The organism is Pseudomonas sp. AC211 (assembly GCF_979258055.1).
Window position 1 is genome coordinate 3,978,927 of the sequence record NZ_OZ409830.1, and the last position, 19,554, is coordinate 3,998,480.

12 protein-coding genes and 3 pseudogenes are annotated in these 19,554 nt (G+C 61.5%); 11 read left to right on the top strand and 4 right to left on the bottom strand.

Features of this window, described 5'->3' with window-relative positions; translation table 11 throughout:
- Positions 1 to 3 precede the first annotated feature (3 nt).
- From gatA to ACZZZP_RS18880, 4 genes are all read left to right on the top strand, one after another.
- A complete protein-coding gene (gene gatA / locus ACZZZP_RS18865; RefSeq protein ID WP_463383730.1) occupies positions 4 to 1,455 on the top strand; it encodes an Asp-tRNA(Asn)/Glu-tRNA(Gln) amidotransferase subunit GatA in 1,452 nt (483 codons plus the stop codon).
- Positions 1,456 to 1,466: 11 nt separating this feature from the next.
- Positions 1,467 to 2,912 carry an Asp-tRNA(Asn)/Glu-tRNA(Gln) amidotransferase subunit GatB gene (gene gatB / locus ACZZZP_RS18870; protein ID WP_463383731.1) on the top strand — a complete coding sequence of 482 codons (1,446 nt, stop codon included), beginning with the start codon at positions 1,467 to 1,469 and terminating at the stop codon, positions 2,910 to 2,912.
- Positions 2,913 to 3,046: 134 nt separating this feature from the next.
- Entirely contained in the window at positions 3,047 to 3,445 is a 399-nt protein-coding gene (locus tag ACZZZP_RS18875) for a septal ring lytic transglycosylase RlpA family protein (RefSeq protein ID WP_463383732.1), read from the top strand.
- Positions 3,446 to 3,462: 17 nt separating this feature from the next.
- Positions 3,463 to 3,852: a carboxymuconolactone decarboxylase family protein gene (locus tag ACZZZP_RS18880; protein WP_463383733.1), complete on the top strand. Its 390-nt coding sequence runs from the start codon at positions 3,463 to 3,465 to the stop codon at positions 3,850 to 3,852.
- Between the two features lie 45 nt (positions 3,853 to 3,897).
- On the opposite strand, the gene ACZZZP_RS18885 is transcribed toward ACZZZP_RS18880, so the two are convergent.
- From ACZZZP_RS18885 to ACZZZP_RS18895, 3 genes are all read right to left on the bottom strand, one after another.
- Complete coding sequence (locus ACZZZP_RS18885; protein ID WP_463383734.1) at positions 3,898 to 5,616, bottom strand: ABC transporter ATP-binding protein/permease; 1,719 nt, start codon at positions 5,614 to 5,616, stop codon at positions 3,898 to 3,900.
- Positions 5,617 to 5,732: 116 nt separating this feature from the next.
- Positions 5,733 to 6,293 carry a response regulator transcription factor gene (locus ACZZZP_RS18890; RefSeq protein WP_122494389.1) on the bottom strand — a complete coding sequence of 187 codons (561 nt, stop codon included), beginning with the start codon at positions 6,291 to 6,293 and terminating at the stop codon, positions 5,733 to 5,735.
- 13 nt (positions 6,294 to 6,306) lie between these two features.
- Positions 6,307 to 7,566 carry an ATP-binding protein gene (locus ACZZZP_RS18895; RefSeq protein ID WP_122494391.1) on the bottom strand — a complete coding sequence of 420 codons (1,260 nt, stop codon included), beginning with the start codon at positions 7,564 to 7,566 and terminating at the stop codon, positions 6,307 to 6,309.
- Between the two features lie 268 nt (positions 7,567 to 7,834).
- On the opposite strand from ACZZZP_RS18895, the gene ACZZZP_RS18900 reads away from it, so the two are divergent.
- The 7 genes and pseudogenes from ACZZZP_RS18900 (at position 7,835) to ACZZZP_RS18930 (ending at position 16,648) form a co-directional block, all read left to right on the top strand.
- Entirely contained in the window at positions 7,835 to 8,542 is a 708-nt protein-coding gene (locus ACZZZP_RS18900) for an SIMPL domain-containing protein (RefSeq protein WP_122494393.1), read from the top strand.
- A 304-nt stretch (positions 8,543 to 8,846) separates the two neighbouring features.
- Positions 8,847 to 10,448 carry an ABC transporter substrate-binding protein gene (locus tag ACZZZP_RS18905; RefSeq protein WP_463383735.1) on the top strand — a complete coding sequence of 534 codons (1,602 nt, stop codon included), beginning with the start codon at positions 8,847 to 8,849 and terminating at the stop codon, positions 10,446 to 10,448.
- A 93-nt stretch (positions 10,449 to 10,541) separates the two neighbouring features.
- Positions 10,542 to 12,132 (top strand): annotated as a pseudogene (locus ACZZZP_RS18910) (ABC transporter substrate-binding protein).
- Positions 12,133 to 12,719: 587 nt separating this feature from the next.
- Positions 12,720 to 13,730, top strand: a complete 1,011-nt coding sequence (locus tag ACZZZP_RS18915) for an ABC transporter permease subunit (protein WP_122452379.1) — start codon at positions 12,720 to 12,722, stop codon at positions 13,728 to 13,730.
- A 13-nt stretch (positions 13,731 to 13,743) separates the two neighbouring features.
- Complete coding sequence (locus ACZZZP_RS18920) at positions 13,744 to 14,664, top strand: ABC transporter permease subunit (protein ID WP_122494399.1); 921 nt, start codon at positions 13,744 to 13,746, stop codon at positions 14,662 to 14,664.
- A 10-nt stretch (positions 14,665 to 14,674) separates the two neighbouring features.
- Positions 14,675 to 15,676, top strand: a complete 1,002-nt coding sequence (locus tag ACZZZP_RS18925; RefSeq protein WP_463383736.1) for an ABC transporter ATP-binding protein — start codon at positions 14,675 to 14,677, stop codon at positions 15,674 to 15,676.
- Positions 15,673 to 16,648: pseudogene (locus ACZZZP_RS18930) on the top strand (peptide ABC transporter ATP-binding protein). The gene ACZZZP_RS18925 and the pseudogene ACZZZP_RS18930 overlap by 4 nt, the downstream one beginning before the upstream one ends.
- 113 nt (positions 16,649 to 16,761) lie before the next feature.
- On the opposite strand, the pseudogene ACZZZP_RS18935 reads toward ACZZZP_RS18930, so the two are convergent.
- A pseudogene (locus ACZZZP_RS18935) lies at positions 16,762 to 19,327 on the bottom strand (PepSY domain-containing protein).
- Positions 19,328 to 19,554: the final 227 nt, after the last annotated feature.

Here is a 19,554-nt window from a genome sequence, read left to right on the forward strand (position 1 = left end):
GACATGCACCAACTGACCCTGGCCGAGATTGCCCGTGGCCTCGAAGCCAAGAAATTCTCCTCCGAAGAGCTGACCCGCAGTTTGCTGGCGCGTATCGCCGCACTGGACCCACAGCTCAACAGCTTTATTACCGTGACCCAAGACAGCGCGTTGCAGCAGGCCAAAGCCGCTGACGCCCGTCGTGCGGCCGGCGAAACCGGCGCTCTGCTTGGCGCGCCGCTGGCCCATAAAGATTTGTTCTGCACCCAGGGCATTCGCACCAGCTGCGGCTCGAAAATGCTCGACAACTTCACTGCCCCGTACGATGCCACCGTGGTCGCCAAGCTCGCCGCCGCCGGCGCCGTGAGCCTGGGCAAGACCAACATGGACGAATTCGCCATGGGCTCGGCCAACGAGTCGAGCCATTACGGCGCGGTGAAAAACCCGTGGAGTCTTGAGCACGTGCCGGGCGGCTCGTCCGGTGGTTCGGCGGCGGCCGTCGCTGCGCGCTTGCTGCCTGCCGCGACAGGCACTGACACCGGCGGCTCGATCCGCCAGCCCGCCGCACTGACCAACCTCACCGGTCTCAAGCCCACCTACGGCCGTGTTTCGCGCTGGGGCATGATTGCCTACGCGTCGAGCCTCGACCAAGGCGGCCCATTGGCCCGCACCGCCGAAGACTGCGCCCTGCTGCTGCAAGGCATGGCCGGTTTCGATGCGAAAGACTCCACCAGCGTCGACGAGCCCGTGCCGGATTATTCCGCCACCCTCAACGACTCGCTCAAAGGCCTGCGCATCGGCCTGCCTAAGGAATACTTTGGCGAAGGCCTGGATCCGCGCATTGCCGAGCTGATTCACGCCAGCGTCAAACAGCTGGAAGCACTCGGTGCCGTGGTTAAGGAAATCAGCCTGCCCAACATGCAGCACGCGATTCCGGCGTACTACGTCATCGCTCCGGCAGAAGCGTCTTCCAACCTTTCGCGTTTTGACGGCGTGCGCTTCGGCTACCGCTGCGAAGATCCCAAAGACCTCACCGACCTCTACAAGCGCTCGCGCGCCGAAGGCTTCGGTGCCGAAGTGCAGCGGCGCATCATGGTCGGCGCGTACGCATTGTCTGCCGGGTACTACGACGCCTATTACCTGCAAGCGCAGAAAATTCGTCGTCTGATCAAGAACGACTTTATGGCCGCGTTCCAGGATGTGGACGTGATCCTCGGCCCGACCACGCCCAACCCGGCGTGGAAAATTGGCGCGAAGAACAACGACCCGGTCGCCGCCTACCTCGAAGACGTCTACACCATCACCGCCAACCTTGCGGGCTTGCCGGGCATTTCCATGCCAGCGGGTTTCGTCGATGGTTTGCCGGTTGGCGTACAACTGCTCGCGCCCTACTTCCAGGAAGGTCGCCTGCTCAACGTCGCTCACCAGTATCAGCTCAACACTGACTGGCACACGCGCACACCGACAGGCTTCTGAGGAGAAACACCATGCAATGGGAAGTTGTTATCGGGCTGGAGATTCACACTCAGCTCGCCACCCAATCGAAGATTTTTTCCGGCAGCGCCACCACCTTTGGCCAAGCGCCGAACACCCAGGCCAGCCTGATCGACCTGGGCATGCCCGGCGTGCTGCCGGTGCTCAACGAAGAAGCCGTGCGCATGGCAGTGAAGTTCGGTCTGGCAATTGACGCCGAGATCGGCCAACACAACGTGTTCGCCCGTAAAAACTATTTCTACCCAGACCTGCCCAAGGGCTACCAGATCAGCCAGATGGAGCTGCCCATCGTGGGCAAGGGCCACCTGGATATCACCCTGGAAGACGGCACCGTCAAACGCGTCGGAATCACCCGCGCGCACTTGGAAGAAGACGCCGGCAAAAGCCTGCACGAAGACTTCAGCGGCATGAGCGGCATCGACCTCAACCGCGCCGGCACGCCGTTGCTGGAAATCGTTTCCGAGCCGGACATGCGCAGCGCCAAAGAGGCGGTGGCGTACGTGAAAGCCATTCACGCGCTGGTGCGTTACCTGGCCATTTGCGACGGCAACATGGCCGAAGGTTCGCTGCGTTGCGACTGCAACGTGTCGGTACGCCCCAAAGGCCAGGCCGAATTCGGCACGCGCTGCGAGATTAAAAACGTTAACTCCTTCCGCTTTATCGAGAAGGCGATCAACAGCGAAGTACAGCGTCAGATCGAGCTGATCGAAGACGGCGGCAAGGTCATTCAGCAAACCCGCCTGTACGACCCGAACAAAGACGAAACCCGCGCCATGCGCAGCAAGGAAGAAGCCAACGACTACCGTTACTTCCCCGACCCTGACCTGCTGCCGGTAATTATCGACGACGCCTTTCTCGACACCACCCGCGCCACCCTGCCGGAACTGCCGCCGCAAAAACGCGAGCGCTTCCAGGCGCAGTTCGGTTTGTCGGCCTACGACGCCAGCGTGCTGGCTTCCAGCCGCGAGCAAGCCGATTACTTCGAGCAAGTGGTCAGCATCAGCGGCGACGCCAAGCTGGCAGCCAACTGGGTAATGGTGGAGCTGGGCAGCCTGCTGAACAAACAAGGCGTGGAAATCGACGCCTCGCCGGTGAGCGCCGAGCAACTGGGCGGCATGTTGCTGCGCATCAAAGACAACACCATTTCCGGCAAGATCGCCAAGATGGTCTTTGAAGCCATGGCCAATGGCGAAGGCAGTGCGGATCAAATCATCGAAGCCAAGGGTCTCAAGCAAGTCACCGACAGCGGCGCCATTTCCGCCGTGCTCGATGAAATGCTGGCGGCCAACGCCGAGCAGGTTGAACAGTACCGCGCCGCCGATGAGGCCAAGCGCGGCAAGATGTTCGGCTTCTTTGTGGGCCAGGCGATGAAAGCCTCTAAAGGCAAGGCCAACCCGCAGCAGGTTAATGAGTTGTTGAAGCAGAAGCTGGAAGGTTAAAACCTTACGCCGATCAGCTCCCCTCTCCGTTTACGAGAGAGGGGTGAGGGGGCTTAACGGCCCCTCACCCTAGCCCTCTCCCACACGTGGGAGAGGGGACTGATCGCGCAAGCCTTACTCCCGGAGACACAGGTATGTGGCGCGTTCTAGTAGCAGGAAGCTTTCTCGCGCTGTTGAGCGCCTGTACCACTCCCTACTTTCGCGGCAGCACCAGCGACAACACGCCGGCCTACAACGGTCATTACGATGAACGCGGCGAGGCGTCGTATTACGGTGCCAAGCACCATGGCAAAAAGACCGCCAGCGGCGAGCGCTTCGACCAGGCGCAAATGACCGCTGCCCACCGCACCCTGCCCTTCGGCACGCAAGTTCGAGTGACCAATCTGGACAACAACAAATCCGTGATTCTGCGCGTTAACGACCGTGGCCCTTACAGCCGCAAGCGGTTGATCGATGTGTCGCGCGCGGCCGCCGAACAACTGGGCATGGTGCGCAGCGGCGTAGCGACGGTACGCGTGCAGAGTCTCGACTGATCTCTTGAGGAAACGCTATGAGCGAACAGCCTAAAAACGGCGAGCAGATGCGCCGTCAGGTGATGGGCGATGCCTTTGTCGACCGCGCCTTGAACAACGCCACCGACTTCACCCAGCCGCTGCAAGACTTCGTCAACGAGCACGCCTGGGGTTCGGTCTGGAGCCGTGAAGGCTTGCCGCTAAAAACCCGCAGCCTGATCACCCTCGCCGCCCTTACCGCCCTGAAATGTCCGCAAGAGCTGAAGGGCCACGTGCGCGGCGCGCTGAACAATGGCTGCACGGTAGAAGAAATTCGCGAAGCGCTGCTGCACTGCGCCGTATACGCCGGCGTGCCGGCCACCATCGACGCCTTCCGCGCCGCGCAGGAAGTTATCGAAAGCTACGAACCGGCCACGCCAAAATCGTAGGTTGGGCTCAGCCAAAGGCGAAGCCCAACACTCACGACCAAACCACTAAGCCTCCACAAGCCCCTGCTCTTCCAGGCGCAACTGCCGCCCATGGAATTGCTTGAGACTGCCCCGGTGACCAATGCTGATCAGGCTACTGCCGGGCAACTTGTCCGTCAGCAGGCGGTACACCGCCGTCTCATTGGCCTCATCCATGGCGGATGTCGCTTCGTCGAGGAACAACCAACGCGGCTCCACCAGCAACGCACGGGCAATGGCGACGCGCTGTTGTTCGCCCGGCGAGAGCACGCGCTCCCAGTGATTTTCTTCTTCCAGGCGGCCAGTGAGGTGCGCCAGGTTGCAGGCTTGCAACACCTCGTGCAGGCGTTCGGTGGAATAGGTGGTCTCGGCCTGCGGGTAACTCAGCGCCGCGCGCAGGCTGCCAATCGGCAAATAAGGTTTTTGCGGCAGAAACAGGCTGCTGTCCGGCACGTTCAACGCGCCCTTGCCGAATGGCCACAAGCCGCTAAGCGCACGCAGCAAGGTGCTCTTGCCGCTGCCCGAGGCGCCGCTGATTAACACGTGTTCGCCCGGTGCAATATTCAGCGACGTGGGGTTCAGCAATACGCGGCCATCGGCGAGGCTCAGTTGCACCTGGTTCAGGCTCAGTTGCTCGACGTTGCGACTGCGCGTGATCGCCGGGTTGGCGTCCAGATGCTCGCCCTCGGCCAGCGCCTGACGGAAGCTCAGAATCCGGTCGCAGGTGGCGCGCCACGCCGCGAGGCTGGCGTAGGCGTCGATAAACCAGCTCATGCTTTCCTGCACGTTGCTGAACGCCGAGTTGATTTGCATAAGATCGCCGAGCTGAATCTTGCCGGCGAAATAACGCGGCGCAGCGACGATCATGGGAAAGATAATGGCGATCTGGCCGTAGCCCGAACTGAAGAATGTCAGACGCTTCTGCACCTTCATCAGCTCCCAAAAGTTGCTCCACACTTTGGTGAAACGCCCCATCAGCCGCTGCTGTTCGTTTTGCTCGCCGTTGTACAGCGCGATGCTCTCGGCGTTTTCACGAATACGCACCAAGCCAAAACGCAGATCGGCTTCGTAGCGCTGCTGGTTGTTGTTAAGCACGATCAAGCGCCGCGCCACCAAATGCACCAGCCAGCTGCCGACCAGCGCATACAGCAGCGCCGCCCAGAACATATAGCCCGGCACGTCGATGCCGAAGATTTCCATGCTGCCGGACACGCCCCACAGGATCACCGAGAACGACACCAGACTGACCACGTTGCGAATCAGCCCCAGGCCAAGGCTCAGCGTGCTGTCGGTAAAGCTGTTGAGGTCTTCGGCCAGACGTTGGTCCGGGTTATCGGTGTAGCCGGCTTGCTCGAGGCGGTAGTAGTTCTTGTGCGCCAACCAGGCGGCAAAGTGTTTTTCCGTGAGCCAACGACGCCAGCGAATGGTCAGCATCTGCGTGAGGTACAGCTTGTACACCGCGATCAGAATCGCCACCGCCGCAATGCCGCAGAAGTACAGAATCAGCCGGGTAAACGCTTCAAGGTCTTTGTTTTGCAGGGCGTTGTAGAAGTCGCGGTACCAGCTGTTGAACCACACCGAAATTGCCACGCCCACCAGCGACATGGCGATCACCGCAATCAACAACAACCAGGCCATGCCTTTTTCTTCGCTACGCCAGTAGGCGCTGGCCAGGTGCCAGACGCGGGAGAAAAAGTGGCTGGGCAGCGCATCATTGACCGCTGAATATTCGGCGTTCTTACTCATGGATGGCACTCAAGACGGGGATGAAAAAAAAGCGCCTAACCAGGCGCTTTACTGCATGTGGGGGCGCTGATTAAGACCGTTTCCAGCCCCCTTGGATAGCCTGTCTCGCGGCCAGTTCAGCGACGTACCGGACGCTTCTGCAATTTGCGCTGCAACGTCCGACGGTGCATGCCCAACGCACGCGCGGTGGCGGAGATATTGCCGTCGTGTTCGCCCAATACGCGCTGGATGTGTTCCCACTGCAGGCGGTCCACCGACATCGGGTTTTCCGGCACCAGCGTCGACAAGTCGGCATGTTCGGACACCAGCGCCGTCAGCACATCATCGGCGTCGGCGGGCTTGCACAGGTAATTGCAGGCGCCGCGTTTGATCGCTTCCACGGCGGTGGCGATGCTGGAATAACCGGTGAGAATCACCACGCGCATTTCGGTGTCCAGCGCGAGCAATTTGGGCAGCAGCACCAGCCCGGAGTCGCCTTCCATTTTCAGGTCGAGCACGGCGTAGTCGGGAATATCCTGCTCGGCCAACGCCAGGCCAGCTTCGGCGGAGCCGGCAATCGACACGCGCAAACCTCGACGGCTCATGGCACGAGCCATCACGCGGGTGAAGGTTTCGTCGTCATCGACCAGCAGCAGATGCGGTTGTTCTTCGCCTTCGATGGGGGTTTCTTCGCTCATTGGCTTCTCCGGTTCAGCTTGGCTGACGAGGCAGGCGCAGCTCGGTAAGCGTGCCGCCGTCTTCATGATTGTAGAGTTTCACCGAACCGCCAGCCCGCGTGACGCTGGCCTGGCTCAGGAACAGACCCAGGCCAAAGCCTTTGCCTTTGGTGGTGATAAAGGGTTTGCCCAACTGCTCGGCAATGGCCAGCGGCACGCCGGCGCCGTGGTCGCGAATGCTGATGCACATTTCCAGCACGTTCCAATCCACGCGAATGTCGAGCTTGTCGGCGCACGCGTCGGCGGCGTTGTTCAGCAGGTTGAGGAGGGCTTGGGTGAGGTCTGGCGGCGGCGCCAGACGCGGCACCGCGCCAATGCCGAGAATCTGATAACGGTAGGTGGCCTCGGGGCGCATCAGGTGCCAGCGGTTAAGCGTGGTTTCCAGCCAACTGGCCACCGACTGCTCTTCCACGGTCAGGCGGCGGTCGGCCTCGGCGGCGCGTACCAGTTGCTGCAAGGTGTCTTTGCACAGGCTCACTTGCTCTTGCAGCACGGCCAGGTCTTCCTGCAGCAGCGGATCGGGATGCTCGCGGCGCAGCTCTTTGATCAACACACTCATGGTCGCCAGCGGCGTGCCCAGCTCGTGCGCGGCGCCGGCTGCTTGCGTGGCCACTGCGAGCAGTTGTTGGTCGCGCATGCTTTCTTCACGGCGCTCGGCCTGCAACTGCACCTGACGCCGCACCGCCCCGGCCATTTTCACCACGAAGAAGGTAATAAACGCCGCCGACAGCGCGAAGTTCAGCCACATGCCAAACAGGTGCAGGCTGATCAACATGGCCTCGTGCTGCACGCCATGCAGGTGCAGCGGGTGATACCAAATCAGCAACGCGGTGTAGCCGCTCAATGCCAGGCCGCTGAGCACCATGGAATACAGCCACGGCAAGGTAGCGGCGGCGATGGTCAGCGGCACCAGGTAATAGGAAACGAAGGGGTTGGTCGAGCCGCCGGAGTAGTACAGCAATACGCTGTGAATCAGCAGGTCGCACGCCAGTTGCCCGGCATATTCCAGCTCGGTCACCGGCCATGGCCCACGCAACCGTAAGGCGGTGAGGCAACACAGCACGGCCGAACAGACGAGGGTCAAACACAGAGGCAGCCACGGCAGTGGCAAGAGGTCGAGCAGGTAGGCGACGCCCACCGAAGTGGCCTGCGCGGCCAGCACCAGCACGCGGATCAGGCTCAAGCGCCACAGGTTCTGGCGGCTGGCGGAAAGCAACAACACGGGGGCGAGCATGAGCGCTCCTGATGAGAGCCACAAACGACGGGCGAGTATAACCAGCAGTGCGACAAACCGTGCCAACTGCGGCAACCCGTCGCAACGCCATTCAAGACAGCACCCGTAGGAGCCAGCTTGCTGGCGAACCCTGCAAACGTGATTTTCAGCGTTCCACGCAGAATTCGCGACAAAGGTCGCTCCTGCGCGAGCGGCACCGTGACGGAACCCGCCCCTGCCGCTACAGTCTGAACCGCGTGATCCTGCCCTGTGCCCATAAGGAGTTTGCATGTCTTCGCTCAGCCGCCTTACCGCTGCCATCGCCCTCAGTGCCGCCACCCTCACGGCGCTGCCCAGCCATGCCGATGAGGCGCGTTACAACCAGGTTTCCCTGCGCGCCGAAGTCAATCAGGACGTGCCGCACGACCTGATGAACGTCACGCTCTACACCGAAGCGCAAAACAGTGACCCGGCCAAGCTCGCCGCTGCCACCAGTGAAACCCTCAACATCGCCGTGGAACGCGCCCGCCAAGCCAAAGGCGTGACGGTGAAACTCGGCAGCCGCAACAGCTACCCGATCTACGATAACGACGGCCAGAAAATCACCGGCTGGCGTGAGCGCGGCGAAATTCGCCTGGAAAGCAGCGACTTCGCCGCCCTGTCCACCCTCACCGCCGACCTGCTGAAAGACCTGAAAGTCGCCAGCATGGACTTCGCCATCTCCAACGCCACGCGCAAAAAGAGCGAAGACGAATTGCTCAAAGAAGCCGTCGCAGCCTTCAAAGCACGCGCCGACATCGCCACCGCAGCCGTGGGCGGCAAGAGCTACAAACTGGTGAGCCTGAACCTCAACAGCGCTGGCTTCCAACCAATCCGGCCGATGCGCATGGAGGCGATGTCCAGCATGAGCAAATCAGCGGCGCCGCAGGAAATTGAAGCCGGCACCAGCGAAGTGACCGTGGCGGCAGATGGCGTGATTGAAGTGCAGATGCAGTAACTCGAAGCTACCCGCAAGCCTGCATCGCGGCGATCCGATTAGCCGCGATGCTCTACGCCCCACCCCCGTGCTCCTTTTCGAAGCACTCGCCCCACCCGCCACCGCCGCGCCCTCCCCCGACCGCCCGGTCACTTTCCCTAACACTTATAAAAACGCGACATCCTCAGACGATCCCGCCACAGCTTCTACACTCTTTGACCTATGCAGCTTGCAGTGGGCATGTGCCCTGCATACTTTCCAGCCACTCGGTCGCTCACGATCTGAAGGCCGAACTCGCAAAAAACGACAACAACCTGAGGCCACCATGCAAAAGAAAGTTGCCCTTCCTTTGTTACTTGCAAGCGGATTGCTGACCAGCGCTCCTTTCGCCCACGCCGCCAGCACCCTGGTGTTTTGTTCTGAAGGCAGCCCCGCTGGCTTCGATGCCGCGCAGTACACCACCGGCACCGAGTTCGATGCGGCGGCCGAAACCATGTTTAACCGCTTGACTCAATTCGAGCGCGGCGGCACCGCTGTAGAGCCCGGCCTGGCGACCAGCTGGGAAGTGTCGGAAGACGGCCTCACCTACACCTTTCACCTGCGCGACGGCGTGAAGTTCCACACCACCGAGTACTTCAAGCCGACCCGCGAATTCAACGCCGACGACGTGCTGTTCACCTTCGAACGCATGCTCAATAAAGACCATCCGTTCCGTAAGGCCTACCCCACCGAGTTCCCATATTTCACCGATATGGGCATGGACACCAACATCACCAAGGTCGAGAAAATCGACGCTAAAACCGTGAAGTTCACCCTCGCGGCGGTCGATGCAGCGTTCATTCAAAACCTGGCCATGAGCTTCGCCGACATCCTCTCCGCCGAGTACGCCGACAAGTTGCTCAAAGACGGCAAAGCTTCGGACATCAACCAGAAGCCTGTAGGCACGGGTCCGTTCGTGTTCAAGCGTTATCAGAAAGACGCGCAGATTCGTTACACGGCCAACAAGGATTACTGGAAGCCGGAAGACGTGAAGATCGACAACCTGATCTTCTCCATCGTCACCGACGCCTCGGTGCGCATGCAAAAGCTCAAGGCCAACGAGTGCCAGATCACCCTGAACCCGCGTCCGGCTGATCTGGAATCGCTGAAGAAAGACCCCAACCTGGTGCTGCCAGAACAAGCGGGCTTCAACCTCGGCTACATCGCGTACAACGTGCAGCACAAACCGTTCGAGCAATTGAAAGTGCGTCAGGCGCTGGATATGGCAGTGAACAAGAAAGGCATCATCGATGCCGTGTACCAAAGCGCCGGCCAGCTCGCCACCAATGGCATGCCGCCGACCCAATGGTCTTACGACAACAGCATCAAAGACCCGGCCTTCGATCCGGAAAGAGCCAAGGCGCTGCTTAAAGAAGCCGGCGTAGCAGAGGGCACCGAGTTCACCCTGTGGGCCATGCCGGTACAGCGCCCGTACAACCCCAACGCCAAGCTGATGGCTGAAATGCTGCAAGCCGACTGGGCCAAAATTGGCATCAAGGCCAAGATCGTCAGCTACGAATGGGGCGAGTACATGAAGCGCGCCAAAGGCGGCGAGCACGACATCATGTTGATCGGCTGGAGCGGCGACAATGGTGACCCCGATAACTGGATGGGCACCCTCTACAGCTGCGACGCGGTAGAAGGCAACAACTTCTCCAAATGGTGTGACCAGGACTACGACAAGCTGGTTGTAGCCGCCAAACGCACCACCGACCAAGCCAAACGCACCGAGCTGTACAAGCAAGCTCAGCAGGTGCTGAAAGCACAGGTGCCGATCACTCCCATCGCCCACTCCACGGTTTACCAGCCGATGCGCAAAAGCGTGAAGGACTTCAAGATCAGCCCGTTCGCGCTTAACTCCTTCTACGGCGTCAGCGTAGAGAAATAGCTATCGCGTCGACCGTCCGGCATCGCGCCGGACGGTCTCGATTGCAGAGGCGCTTGTTTGAAGACTGCGAAAAATACCCATTTTTTCAGGGCGCTGCTGCTAGCGGCCGGTCTTTTGGCACCTGCTGCTTTTGCAGCGCCTGAACAGTCCTTGGTGGTCTGCACCGAAGCCAGCCCGGAAGGGTTCGACATCGTGCAGTACACGGCCGCGACCACGGCCGATGCATCGTCAGAAACCGTGTTCAATCGCTTGGTCAATTTCAAACCGGGCAGCACTGAACTCGTCCCAGGTCTGGCTGAAAGCTGGGAGATTTCCCAAGACGGTCTGACCTACACCTTTCACCTGCGAGCCGGGGTGAAGTTTCACCGCAACAAGGCGTTTACGCCGACCCGAGAATTTAATGCCGAGGATGTGCTCTGGAGTTTTCAGCGTCAGTTGGACCCAACGCATCCGTGGCACAAGCTGGCCACCCGCGGCTTTCCCTATGCCGAAGCCATGGGCATGGCCGCGCTGATCGCACGCATCGAAGCGCCGGATGCTCACACCGTGGTGTTTACCCTTAACCACGCCGAAGCGCCCTTTCTGGCCGACCTGGCCATGGGTTTTGCCTCCATTTACAGCGCCGAATACGCCGCGCAATTGCTGGCCAGTGGTAACACGGAACAGCTGAACCAACAGCCCATCGGCACCGGCCCGTTTGTGTTCGAGCGCTACAGCAAAGACGCGCAGATCCGCTTTCGCAGCAACCCCGACTATTGGGACGGCGCGCCAGTGCTGACGCGCCTGATCTTCGCCATCACCCCCGACCCGAACGTGCGCCTGCAACGGCTGAAGGCCAATGATTGCCAGGTGGCTGTGTATCCGCGCCCTACCGACATTCCCGCCCTGCGCGCCGAGCCGGACCTCAAGGTGCTGGAGCTTGATTCATTGTTGACCGCCTATGTCGGTATCAACACCCGTCACCCGCCGCTGGACGATGTGCGTGTGCGCCAGGCCATCAACCTGGCGTTCGACAAAGCTGTGTATGTGCGCGCCCAATTCGGCGAAGGCGGCGCCTCCCCGGCAGTAGCGCCCTATCCGCCGACGCTGTGGGGCAGCGACCCGACTATCAAAGACTGGCCGCACGACGTGCAGCGAGCCAAGCAGTTATTGAAAGAAGCCGGGCATGGCGACGGTTTTGCACTGACCATCTGGACCCGTCCTGGCGGCGGCCCGACCAACCCCAACCCCGGTATCGGCGCTCAGTTACTGCAAAACGACCTGGCCCAGCTCGGCATCAAGGCCACCATTCGCGTGTACGAATGGGGCGAGCTGCTCAAGCGCGCCAAGAATGGCGAGCACGACCTGATTTTCATGGGCTGGGCCGGCGACAACGGCGACCCGGACAACTTCCTGACGCCCAACCTCTCCTGCGCCGCCGCCCGCTTCTGGCGAGAACCAGGCCGGTTGGTGCAACGCCGAATTCGACGCGCTGATTACCCAGGCTCGACTCAACAGTGACCAGGCGCAGCGTGCTGAACTGTACCGTCAGGCGCTTGGGATTTTTCACCAGCAGGCACCGTGGATTTCGCTGGCCCATCCGAAACAATTCAGCGTAATCCGCCGTGACGTGCAGGGCTTTGTGCTAAGCCCCATGGGCTCGAACAACTTCGCCAAGGTGCAGCGCCGTGCTTTTGCAGAATGAGCCTACAAACCTGCGCGCCGACACCGAGGCCGGCCGTCAGCCAGCGCCTATGCTGTGTTGCACGGGTTGGCGAATGCGAGAAAAATACGCGCCCTTTTCGCCTGGGGTCGCGCGGAGACTGAACCTGCGCAAGAGGTTGGGCTCAATAGTTCGCGAAACGTCCGCCCTCTCCCTAACCCTCTCCCCGCAGGCCGGAGAGGGAGCCGACCGAGGAAGACGTAGCAACGCATTTAGCCCCCTCGCCCCAGCGGGGAGAGGGTTGGGGAGAGGGGGCTGGATATCAGCCCAACCCACAGCGTGAACGGCAAATTTCTGCCCTCTCCCTAGCCCTCTCCCTAGCCCCTCTCCCCGCAAGCGGGAGAGGGGACGTATGAGGATCGCCGCAGCAACCCACTTAGGCCCCGAAAACGAAACGAGTCAACACGAACACCACCGTCACGGGCACCACTACCCACCCGCTGACCCATAACAGCCTCGCGCACACCCACGCGAAGCCATAAAAAACGCCCGGCGCCGTTGACCCATAGCGCTGCCAGGTATGCCTAACCGGCTGATGAGTTGCACCAGACCAGGAGTACCGCCCCGCGATGTTCACTTTCATTGCCCGACGATTGGGGTTACTGATCCCCACGTTCTTTGGCATCACCTTGCTGACCTTCTCCCTGATTCGCCTGATTCCCGGCGACCCCGTGGAAGTGATGATGGGTGAACGCCGCGTAGACCCACAGATGCACGCCGAAGCCTTGGAGCGTCTGGGCCTGAACAAGCCGCTCTACGAGCAATACCTGAACTACATCGGCGATCTGGCGCAGGGCAATCTGGGCGAGTCGCTGCGCACGCGTGAAAGCGTGTGGCACGAATTCCTCACCCTGTTTCCGGCCACTCTGGAGCTGTCGCTGGCGGCCTTGCTGTTCGCGGGCACGCTGGGGTTGTTGGCGGGAGTGATCGCCGCGCTCAAGCGCGGCTCGCTGTTTGACCATGGGGTGATGGGCATTTCGCTGGCGGGTTATTCCATGCCGATTTTCTGGTGGGGCCTGCTGCTGATCATGTTCTTCTCCGTGTGGCTGGGCTGGACGCCCGTGTCAGGGCGCATCGACCTGCTCTACGACATCGAACCCGTCACCGGCTTCATGCTGATCGACACCCTGCTCAGCGATGAAGAAGGCGCCTTTCTCGACGCCCTGCGCCACCTGATTCTGCCCGCCATCGTGTTGGGCACCATTCCCTTGGCCGTGATCGCGCGCATGACCCGCTCGGCCATGCTCGAAGTGCTGCGCGAAGACTACGTGCGCACCGCGCGGGCCAAAGGCCTGTCGCCGACTCGAGTGATTTTTGTCCACGGCCTGCGCAATGCCTTGATTCCGGTACTCACCGTATTCGGCCTGCAAATCGGCGCGCTGTTGGCCGGTGCTGTGCTGACTGAAACCATTTTCTCCTGGCCGGGCATCGGCAAGTGGCTGATCGAATCGATTGGCGCGCGTGACTATCCGGTGGTGCAGAACGGCATTTTGCTGATCGCCTGCCTGGTGATTCTGGTCAACTTCGTGGTGGATATCCTCTACGGCCTGGCCAACCCACGCATTCGCCATCAACGTTAAGGGAGGCCTGAACATGACCACCAACGCACCGTCTCCTGCGCCGGCACTGGCCGACCCGAGCACCCTGTACCCCTCGCCAATGAAAGAATTCTGGCAGCACTTCGCCCGCAACAAAGGCGCTGTGGCGGGCCTGCTGTTTATGCTGCTAATTGTGTTCTGCGCACTGTTCGCGCCGTGGGTGGCGCCCCACGACCCGAGTGAGCAATACCGTGACTTCCTGCTCACGCCGCCGGCCTGGGTGGCTGAAGGCCACAGCCAATTTCTGCTGGGCACCGATGAACTGGGGCGCGATCTGCTGTCGCGGCTGATTCACGGCGCGCGTTTGTCGCTGCTCATCGGCTTGGCCTCGGTACTGATGTCGCTGATTCCGGGCATTTTCCTTGGCCTGGTGGGCGGTTTCTTCCCGCGCATTCTCGGCCCGACCATCATGCGTGTGATGGACGTGATGCTCGCCCTGCCCTCGCTGCTGCTGGCGGTGGCGATTGTCGCCATTCTCGGCCCTGGCCTGATCAACACCGTGATCGCGATTGCCGTGGTGTCGCTGCCCTCCTACGTGCGCCTGACCCGCGCGGCGGTGATGGGCGAGCTGAACCGTGACTACGTGACGGCCGCGCGCCTGGCCGGTGCCGGCCTGTTCCGCCTGATGTTTGTCACCGTGCTGCCCAACTGCATGGCGCCGCTGATTGTGCAGGCGACCCTGAGCTTTTCTTCGGCAATTCTCGACGCCGCCGCCTTGGGCTTCCTCGGCTTGGGCGTGCAACCGCCAACGCCTGAGTGGGGCACCATGCTGGCCTCGGCGCGCGACTACATCGAACGCGCGTGGTGGGTTGTGAGCCTGCCGGGCCTGACCATTTTGCTCAGCGTGCTGGCAATCAACTTGATGGGCGATGGGTTGCGCGATGCGCTCGACCCGAAACTCAAGAACGCCATTTGAGGAGCCCGTAATGAGCCTGCTGAATATCAAAAACCTGAGCGTGCGCTTCGGCGACGCCAATGCCGTACCGGTGGTCGACGGCCTCGACCTGAGCGTGGAAAAAGGCGAAGTGCTGGCGATTGTCGGCGAGTCGGGTTCCGGCAAATCGGTGACCATGATGGCGCTGATGGGCCTGATCGACGCGCCCGGCATCATCAAGGCCGACGCCCTGAACTTCGATGGCCACGACATGCTGACGCTGAAAAGCCGCCAGCGCCGCAAGATCATCGGCAAAGACCTGGCCATGGTCTTCCAAGACCCCATGACCGCCCTGAACCCCAGCTACACCGTGGGTTTTCAAATTGAAGAAGTGATTCGTCAGCACTTGGGCCTGTCTGGCAAAGCCGCACGCCAACGCGCCTTGGAGCTGCTCGAACGGGTGGAAATTCCGGGCGCCGCGAGCCGCTTGAACGCCTACCCGCATCAGCTTTCCGGTGGCATGAGCCAGCGCGTGGCAATTGCCATGGCGATTGCCGGCGAGCCGAAACTGCTGATCGCCGACGAACCCACCACCGCGCTAGACGTGACCATTCAGGCGCAAATCATGGACCTGTTGCTCGACCTGCAACGGGACAAAGACATGGCGTTGGTACTGATCACCCACGACCTGGCGGTAGTGGCAGAAACCGCCAACCGCGTGTGCGTGATGTACGCCGGGCAAGCGGTGGAAGTCGGCCAGGTGCCGGCCTTGTTCGACGCCCCGGCGCACCCGTATACCGAAGCGCTGCTGGCCGCAATTCCGGAACACAGCCAAGGCGCCAAACGCCTGGCCACCTTGCCCGGCATCGTGCCGGGCCGTTACGACCGGCCGGTGGGCTGCCTGCTGTCGCCGCGCTGTCCGTATGTGCAACAGAAATGCCGCGACCTGCGCCCCGCCCTGGACCCCAGCGAACTGGGCGAAGTGCGCTGCTTCTTCCCGCGTAACCAGAACACCGCCCCCAGCCACCCAGAGATTCAGGAGCCCGCACGATGAGCGTAGTACTGACGGCTCGCGACCTTACTCGCCACTACGACGTCTCCCGTGGGTTGTTCCAACCGCACGCCACCGTGCGCGCTTTGAACGGCGTGTCGTTCGAACTAGAAGCTGGCAAAACCTTGGCCGTGGTGGGCGAATCCGGGTGCGGTAAATCGACCCTGGCCCGCGCGCTGACGCTGATCGAAGAACCGTCTTCCGGCTCGCTGCAAATTGGCGGACAAGAAGTGAACGGCGCCAGCAAGGCCGAACGCAAACAGCTGCGCCGCGACGTGCAGATGGTTTTCCAAAGCCCCTACGCCTCGCTTAATCCACGGCAGAAAATTGGTGATCAGTTGGCCGAGCCGCTGGTGATTAATACCAACCTGTCGCGCAGCGAACGCCGGGAAAAAGTGCAGGCGATGATGCAGCAGGTCGGCTTGCGCCCTGAGCATTACCAGCGCTATCCGCACATGTTCTCTGGCGGCCAGCGCCAACGCATTGCCCTGGCCCGCGCGATGATGCTCAACCCGAAAGTGCTGGTGGCAGACGAACCGACATCGGCGCTCGATGTGTCGATTCAGGCGCAGGTACTGAACCTGTTTATGGACCTGCAAGCCGAGTTCAACACCGCGTATGTGTTCATCTCGCACAACCTTGCTGTGGTTCAGCACGTGGCCGATGACGTGCTGGTGATGTACCTCGGCCGGCCGGCGGAAATGGGCCCGAAAGAGAAGATTTACGCCAAGCCTCTGCACCCCTACACCCAGGCGCTGCTGTCGGCGACCCCGACCATTCACCCGGACCCGGACAAGCCGAAAATCAAAATCGTCGGCGAACTGCCCAACCCGCTGAACCCCACCGAGCGGCTGCGCCTTCCACAAACGCTGCCCGCACGCCACCGAACGCTGCATCAACGAAGAGCCGCAACTGCGCCTGCTCGATGCGCGGCAAGTGGCGTGTCACCACGCCGAGGTGATTAACGGGTTGTGAGGTGAAAGCGCGGCCCTAGCCCATCGCGGCTAAAGCCGCTCCCACAGGACGGTGCAGACCTGTGGGAGCGGCCGGGCGGCGATCCGCTTTAGCCGCGATGCTTTTTAAGCCAATCAATAAACGTCACGCCGGTAGCGCCCTTCCTCGGTCAGCTGCACCACGCGCTCATCGCCCAACACTTGGCGCAACGCCTGGTCCACGCCTTCGGCCATGCCCAGCAAACTGCCGCACACGTAAATCGCCGCACCCTCTTCCACCCACGCTTTAAGCGCGTCGGCCGCGTCCAGCAAGCGATGCTGCACGTAGATTTTTTCTGCCTGATCCCGAGAAAACGCCAGGTCCAACCGCGCCAGCTCGCCCGTCGCCAGCCAGCCCTGCAACTCGTCGCAGCAGAAGAAGTCGTGAGCCTCATTGCGCTCACCAAACAGCAGCCAATTGCGCGTCAAGCCTTCAGCCACGCGCGCTTTCAGCAAACTGCGCAGCCCGGCCAAACCGGTGCCGTTGCCCAGCAGAATCAACGGACGCGGCTCGCTCGGTAGATGGAAACCGCTGTTGCGGCGCAGGCGCAGGCTGATGCTGTCGCCCACCTGGGCATGCACGCACAACCAACCCGAACCAAGGCCGAAGCTGCCGTCGACATGGGTTTCAACCCGCACCAGCAGTTGCAGCGCGCCGTCTTCTACCACCGAGGCAATCGAGTATTCGCGCGCGGTGATCGGCACCAAGGCATCCACCAATGCCTGGGCATGCAAGCCCACCAAATGCCCACGACTCGCAGGCAGTTGGCGATGGGCCAGGGCCTGTGCCAGCGTTTCCTGCAAGCCGCCAACCTGCACGTGCGTGGTCGCGGCAATGCCCAGCCCGGCGAGGAAGGCCTCGACAGCGGCGACGCTATTGCGCGGCATCACTTCGACCAGGTCGCCAGCTTGCCACGCCGACTGGCTATCGGGCGGCGTCAGGCTGAGCAGGTAAGTCGGCGAGCCGGCGCTGCCTGGGTTGAGCAGTTCACGCGCGGTGAGGGTCCAGTTGCCGTAGGACGGCGCCTGCCACGGTGCGGCGACCGAACCGCCCGACAGCTGCGCAAGGTGCTGTTGCCACTGTTGCAGCGCGGCAGCGTCGCCGTTGTCGACCTCAACCGTGGGAAATTGCTGAGCGCCGCCTTCGTGGCTGAGCCAATGCTGCAGACGATGGGCGAAACCGCAAAAGTGCGCGTACTGGCGATCACCCAAGGCCAGCACGGCGTATTTCAATTCGCTCAGGCCGAGGGTTTGCCCCAGCAGCTTGCGCTCGAAACCACGGGCGCTGTCCGGCGCTTCGCCGTCGCCAAAGGTGCTGACCACAAACAGCGCATGGCGCGCCTCGCGCAGGTGACTTGAACTCAAGCTGGCCAGAGGTTGCACGTTGACGGCATGGCCAGCGGCTTGCAGTTGCCCGGCGCTTTGCCAAGCCAGTTGCTCGGCGAAGCCGCTCTGGCTGGCGAAACCGATCAGCCAGTTATCGCCCTGGCCGGAACCCGCACTCACACCTTTTCTAGCCGCCAGCACCTGGCGTTTTTTACGACGACGGTCGAGGTAGAGCAGCCAGCCGGTGATAAAGAACAGCGGCATGGTCACGCTGGCGGCGGTCATCAGAATGCGGCCGGTCAGGCCGAAATAACTGCCCACGTGCAGGCTGTAAATGCTGGTCAACAGTTGCTTGCCCAGAGGCTGATCGGCATAACGCTTCTGGCTGCGCACTGCGCCGGTGGAGGCATCGAGCTGAATTTCGTTCATCGCCCGCTCGTGCGGCGAATCGTCCAGCAGGTACAGCACGGTGACCGGCTGCTTCGGCGCTTGTGGAAGACGCAAGTTGTACATCGCAAGCTGTGGGCCAGCGATGCCCACTACTGCCGACCACAGCGCGTCATAGTTGACCGGCACCGATTCGGCCGCTTGCTGCGGAGGGCCGCGCCGATCACCGCGCTCGCCACGGCCACCACCGGGCTTGCCGCCCTGCTGGCCCGCCGGCGCACCGCCAAGCAACGCCGTGGCGCCATTGTTGAACCACTGGTACGACCAGGTCAGCCCGGTTACCGCCGCGAGCAAATAAAACACCAGGCACCAGGTGCCGGCCACGGCGTGCAGATCCCAATTAAAGGCGCGGCCTTTCTTGGCCCAGTCGAACGTCAGCCACGTCCGCCAGCTCAGCGCATTGCGCGGCCAGCGCAGGTACAAGCCGGACAGACAGAAAAACAGCAGCATCAACGTACAGGCGCCGGTAATTTGCTTGCCGAATTCGCCCATCGCCAGGAAGCGGTGCAGCTGGAACATCAGGTCGAAAAACGCCTTGCTCAGCCGGCTCGCCGCGCAGCTCGCCGGTGTAGGGGTCGAAATAACGCATCGGCCCACGACGCTCGCCCGGCTTGGGCGCAAAGAACACCTGCGACGCTTTGTTCTCCAGCGTGTACACACGCATGCCGGCGATTTTCATGCCTGCCGCGCTTTCCAGTTTTTCCATCAACTGGCCGGGCGGCAACACACCACTTTCGCGCACCTGAACCTGCAACACTTCCGGATTCAGCGCCGTGGAGATTTCTTCCTGAAAGGAATACAGCGCCCCGGTGATGCCCATGAGGGCAAGCACCAAGCCGGCGGTGATGCCGAACAGCCAATGCAACTGGAACAACACGTTCTTGAACACGACAACCTCACCTGAACCGGCGCTTCTCAGCGCGACCAACCGTTAATAGCGGCGAATTCTATTTGAGAATTTATAGCAACCGCGCAACCTTTACTGATCGTTTACCTAGCAAAGAAAAACCCCGAGCGATGCATCGCTCAGGGTTTTGTTTGGCGCCGGGCGGATGGTCGTCGCCCCTGCGAGGGTGGCGGTGCGACGATCCGGCATCCGGAATCTTTGGACGTGCA

What these genes read in the sequence shown, in the direction of transcription:
- ACZZZP_RS18890 (WP_122494389.1), bottom strand. Translation starts at nt 6,293, where the DNA reads ATGAGCGAAGAAACCCCCATCGAAGGCGAAGAACAACCGCATCTGCTG.
- ACZZZP_RS18925 (WP_463383736.1), top strand. Translation starts at nt 14,675, where the DNA reads ATGAGCCTGCTGAATATCAAAAACCTGAGCGTGCGCTTCGGCGACGCC.
- ACZZZP_RS18875 (WP_463383732.1), top strand. Translation starts at nt 3,047, where the DNA reads ATGTGGCGCGTTCTAGTAGCAGGAAGCTTTCTCGCGCTGTTGAGCGCC.
- gatA (WP_463383730.1), top strand. Translation starts at nt 4, where the DNA reads ATGCACCAACTGACCCTGGCCGAGATTGCCCGTGGCCTCGAAGCCAAG.
- ACZZZP_RS18905 (WP_463383735.1), top strand. Translation starts at nt 8,847, where the DNA reads ATGCAAAAGAAAGTTGCCCTTCCTTTGTTACTTGCAAGCGGATTGCTG.
- ACZZZP_RS18915 (WP_122452379.1), top strand. Translation starts at nt 12,720, where the DNA reads ATGTTCACTTTCATTGCCCGACGATTGGGGTTACTGATCCCCACGTTC.
- ACZZZP_RS18900 (WP_122494393.1), top strand. Translation starts at nt 7,835, where the DNA reads ATGTCTTCGCTCAGCCGCCTTACCGCTGCCATCGCCCTCAGTGCCGCC.
- ACZZZP_RS18895 (WP_122494391.1), bottom strand. Translation starts at nt 7,566, where the DNA reads ATGCTCGCCCCCGTGTTGTTGCTTTCCGCCAGCCGCCAGAACCTGTGG.
- ACZZZP_RS18920 (WP_122494399.1), top strand. Translation starts at nt 13,744, where the DNA reads ATGACCACCAACGCACCGTCTCCTGCGCCGGCACTGGCCGACCCGAGC.
- ACZZZP_RS18880 (WP_463383733.1), top strand. Translation starts at nt 3,463, where the DNA reads ATGAGCGAACAGCCTAAAAACGGCGAGCAGATGCGCCGTCAGGTGATG.
- ACZZZP_RS18885 (WP_463383734.1), bottom strand. Translation starts at nt 5,616, where the DNA reads ATGAGTAAGAACGCCGAATATTCAGCGGTCAATGATGCGCTGCCCAGC.
- gatB (WP_463383731.1), top strand. Translation starts at nt 1,467, where the DNA reads ATGCAATGGGAAGTTGTTATCGGGCTGGAGATTCACACTCAGCTCGCC.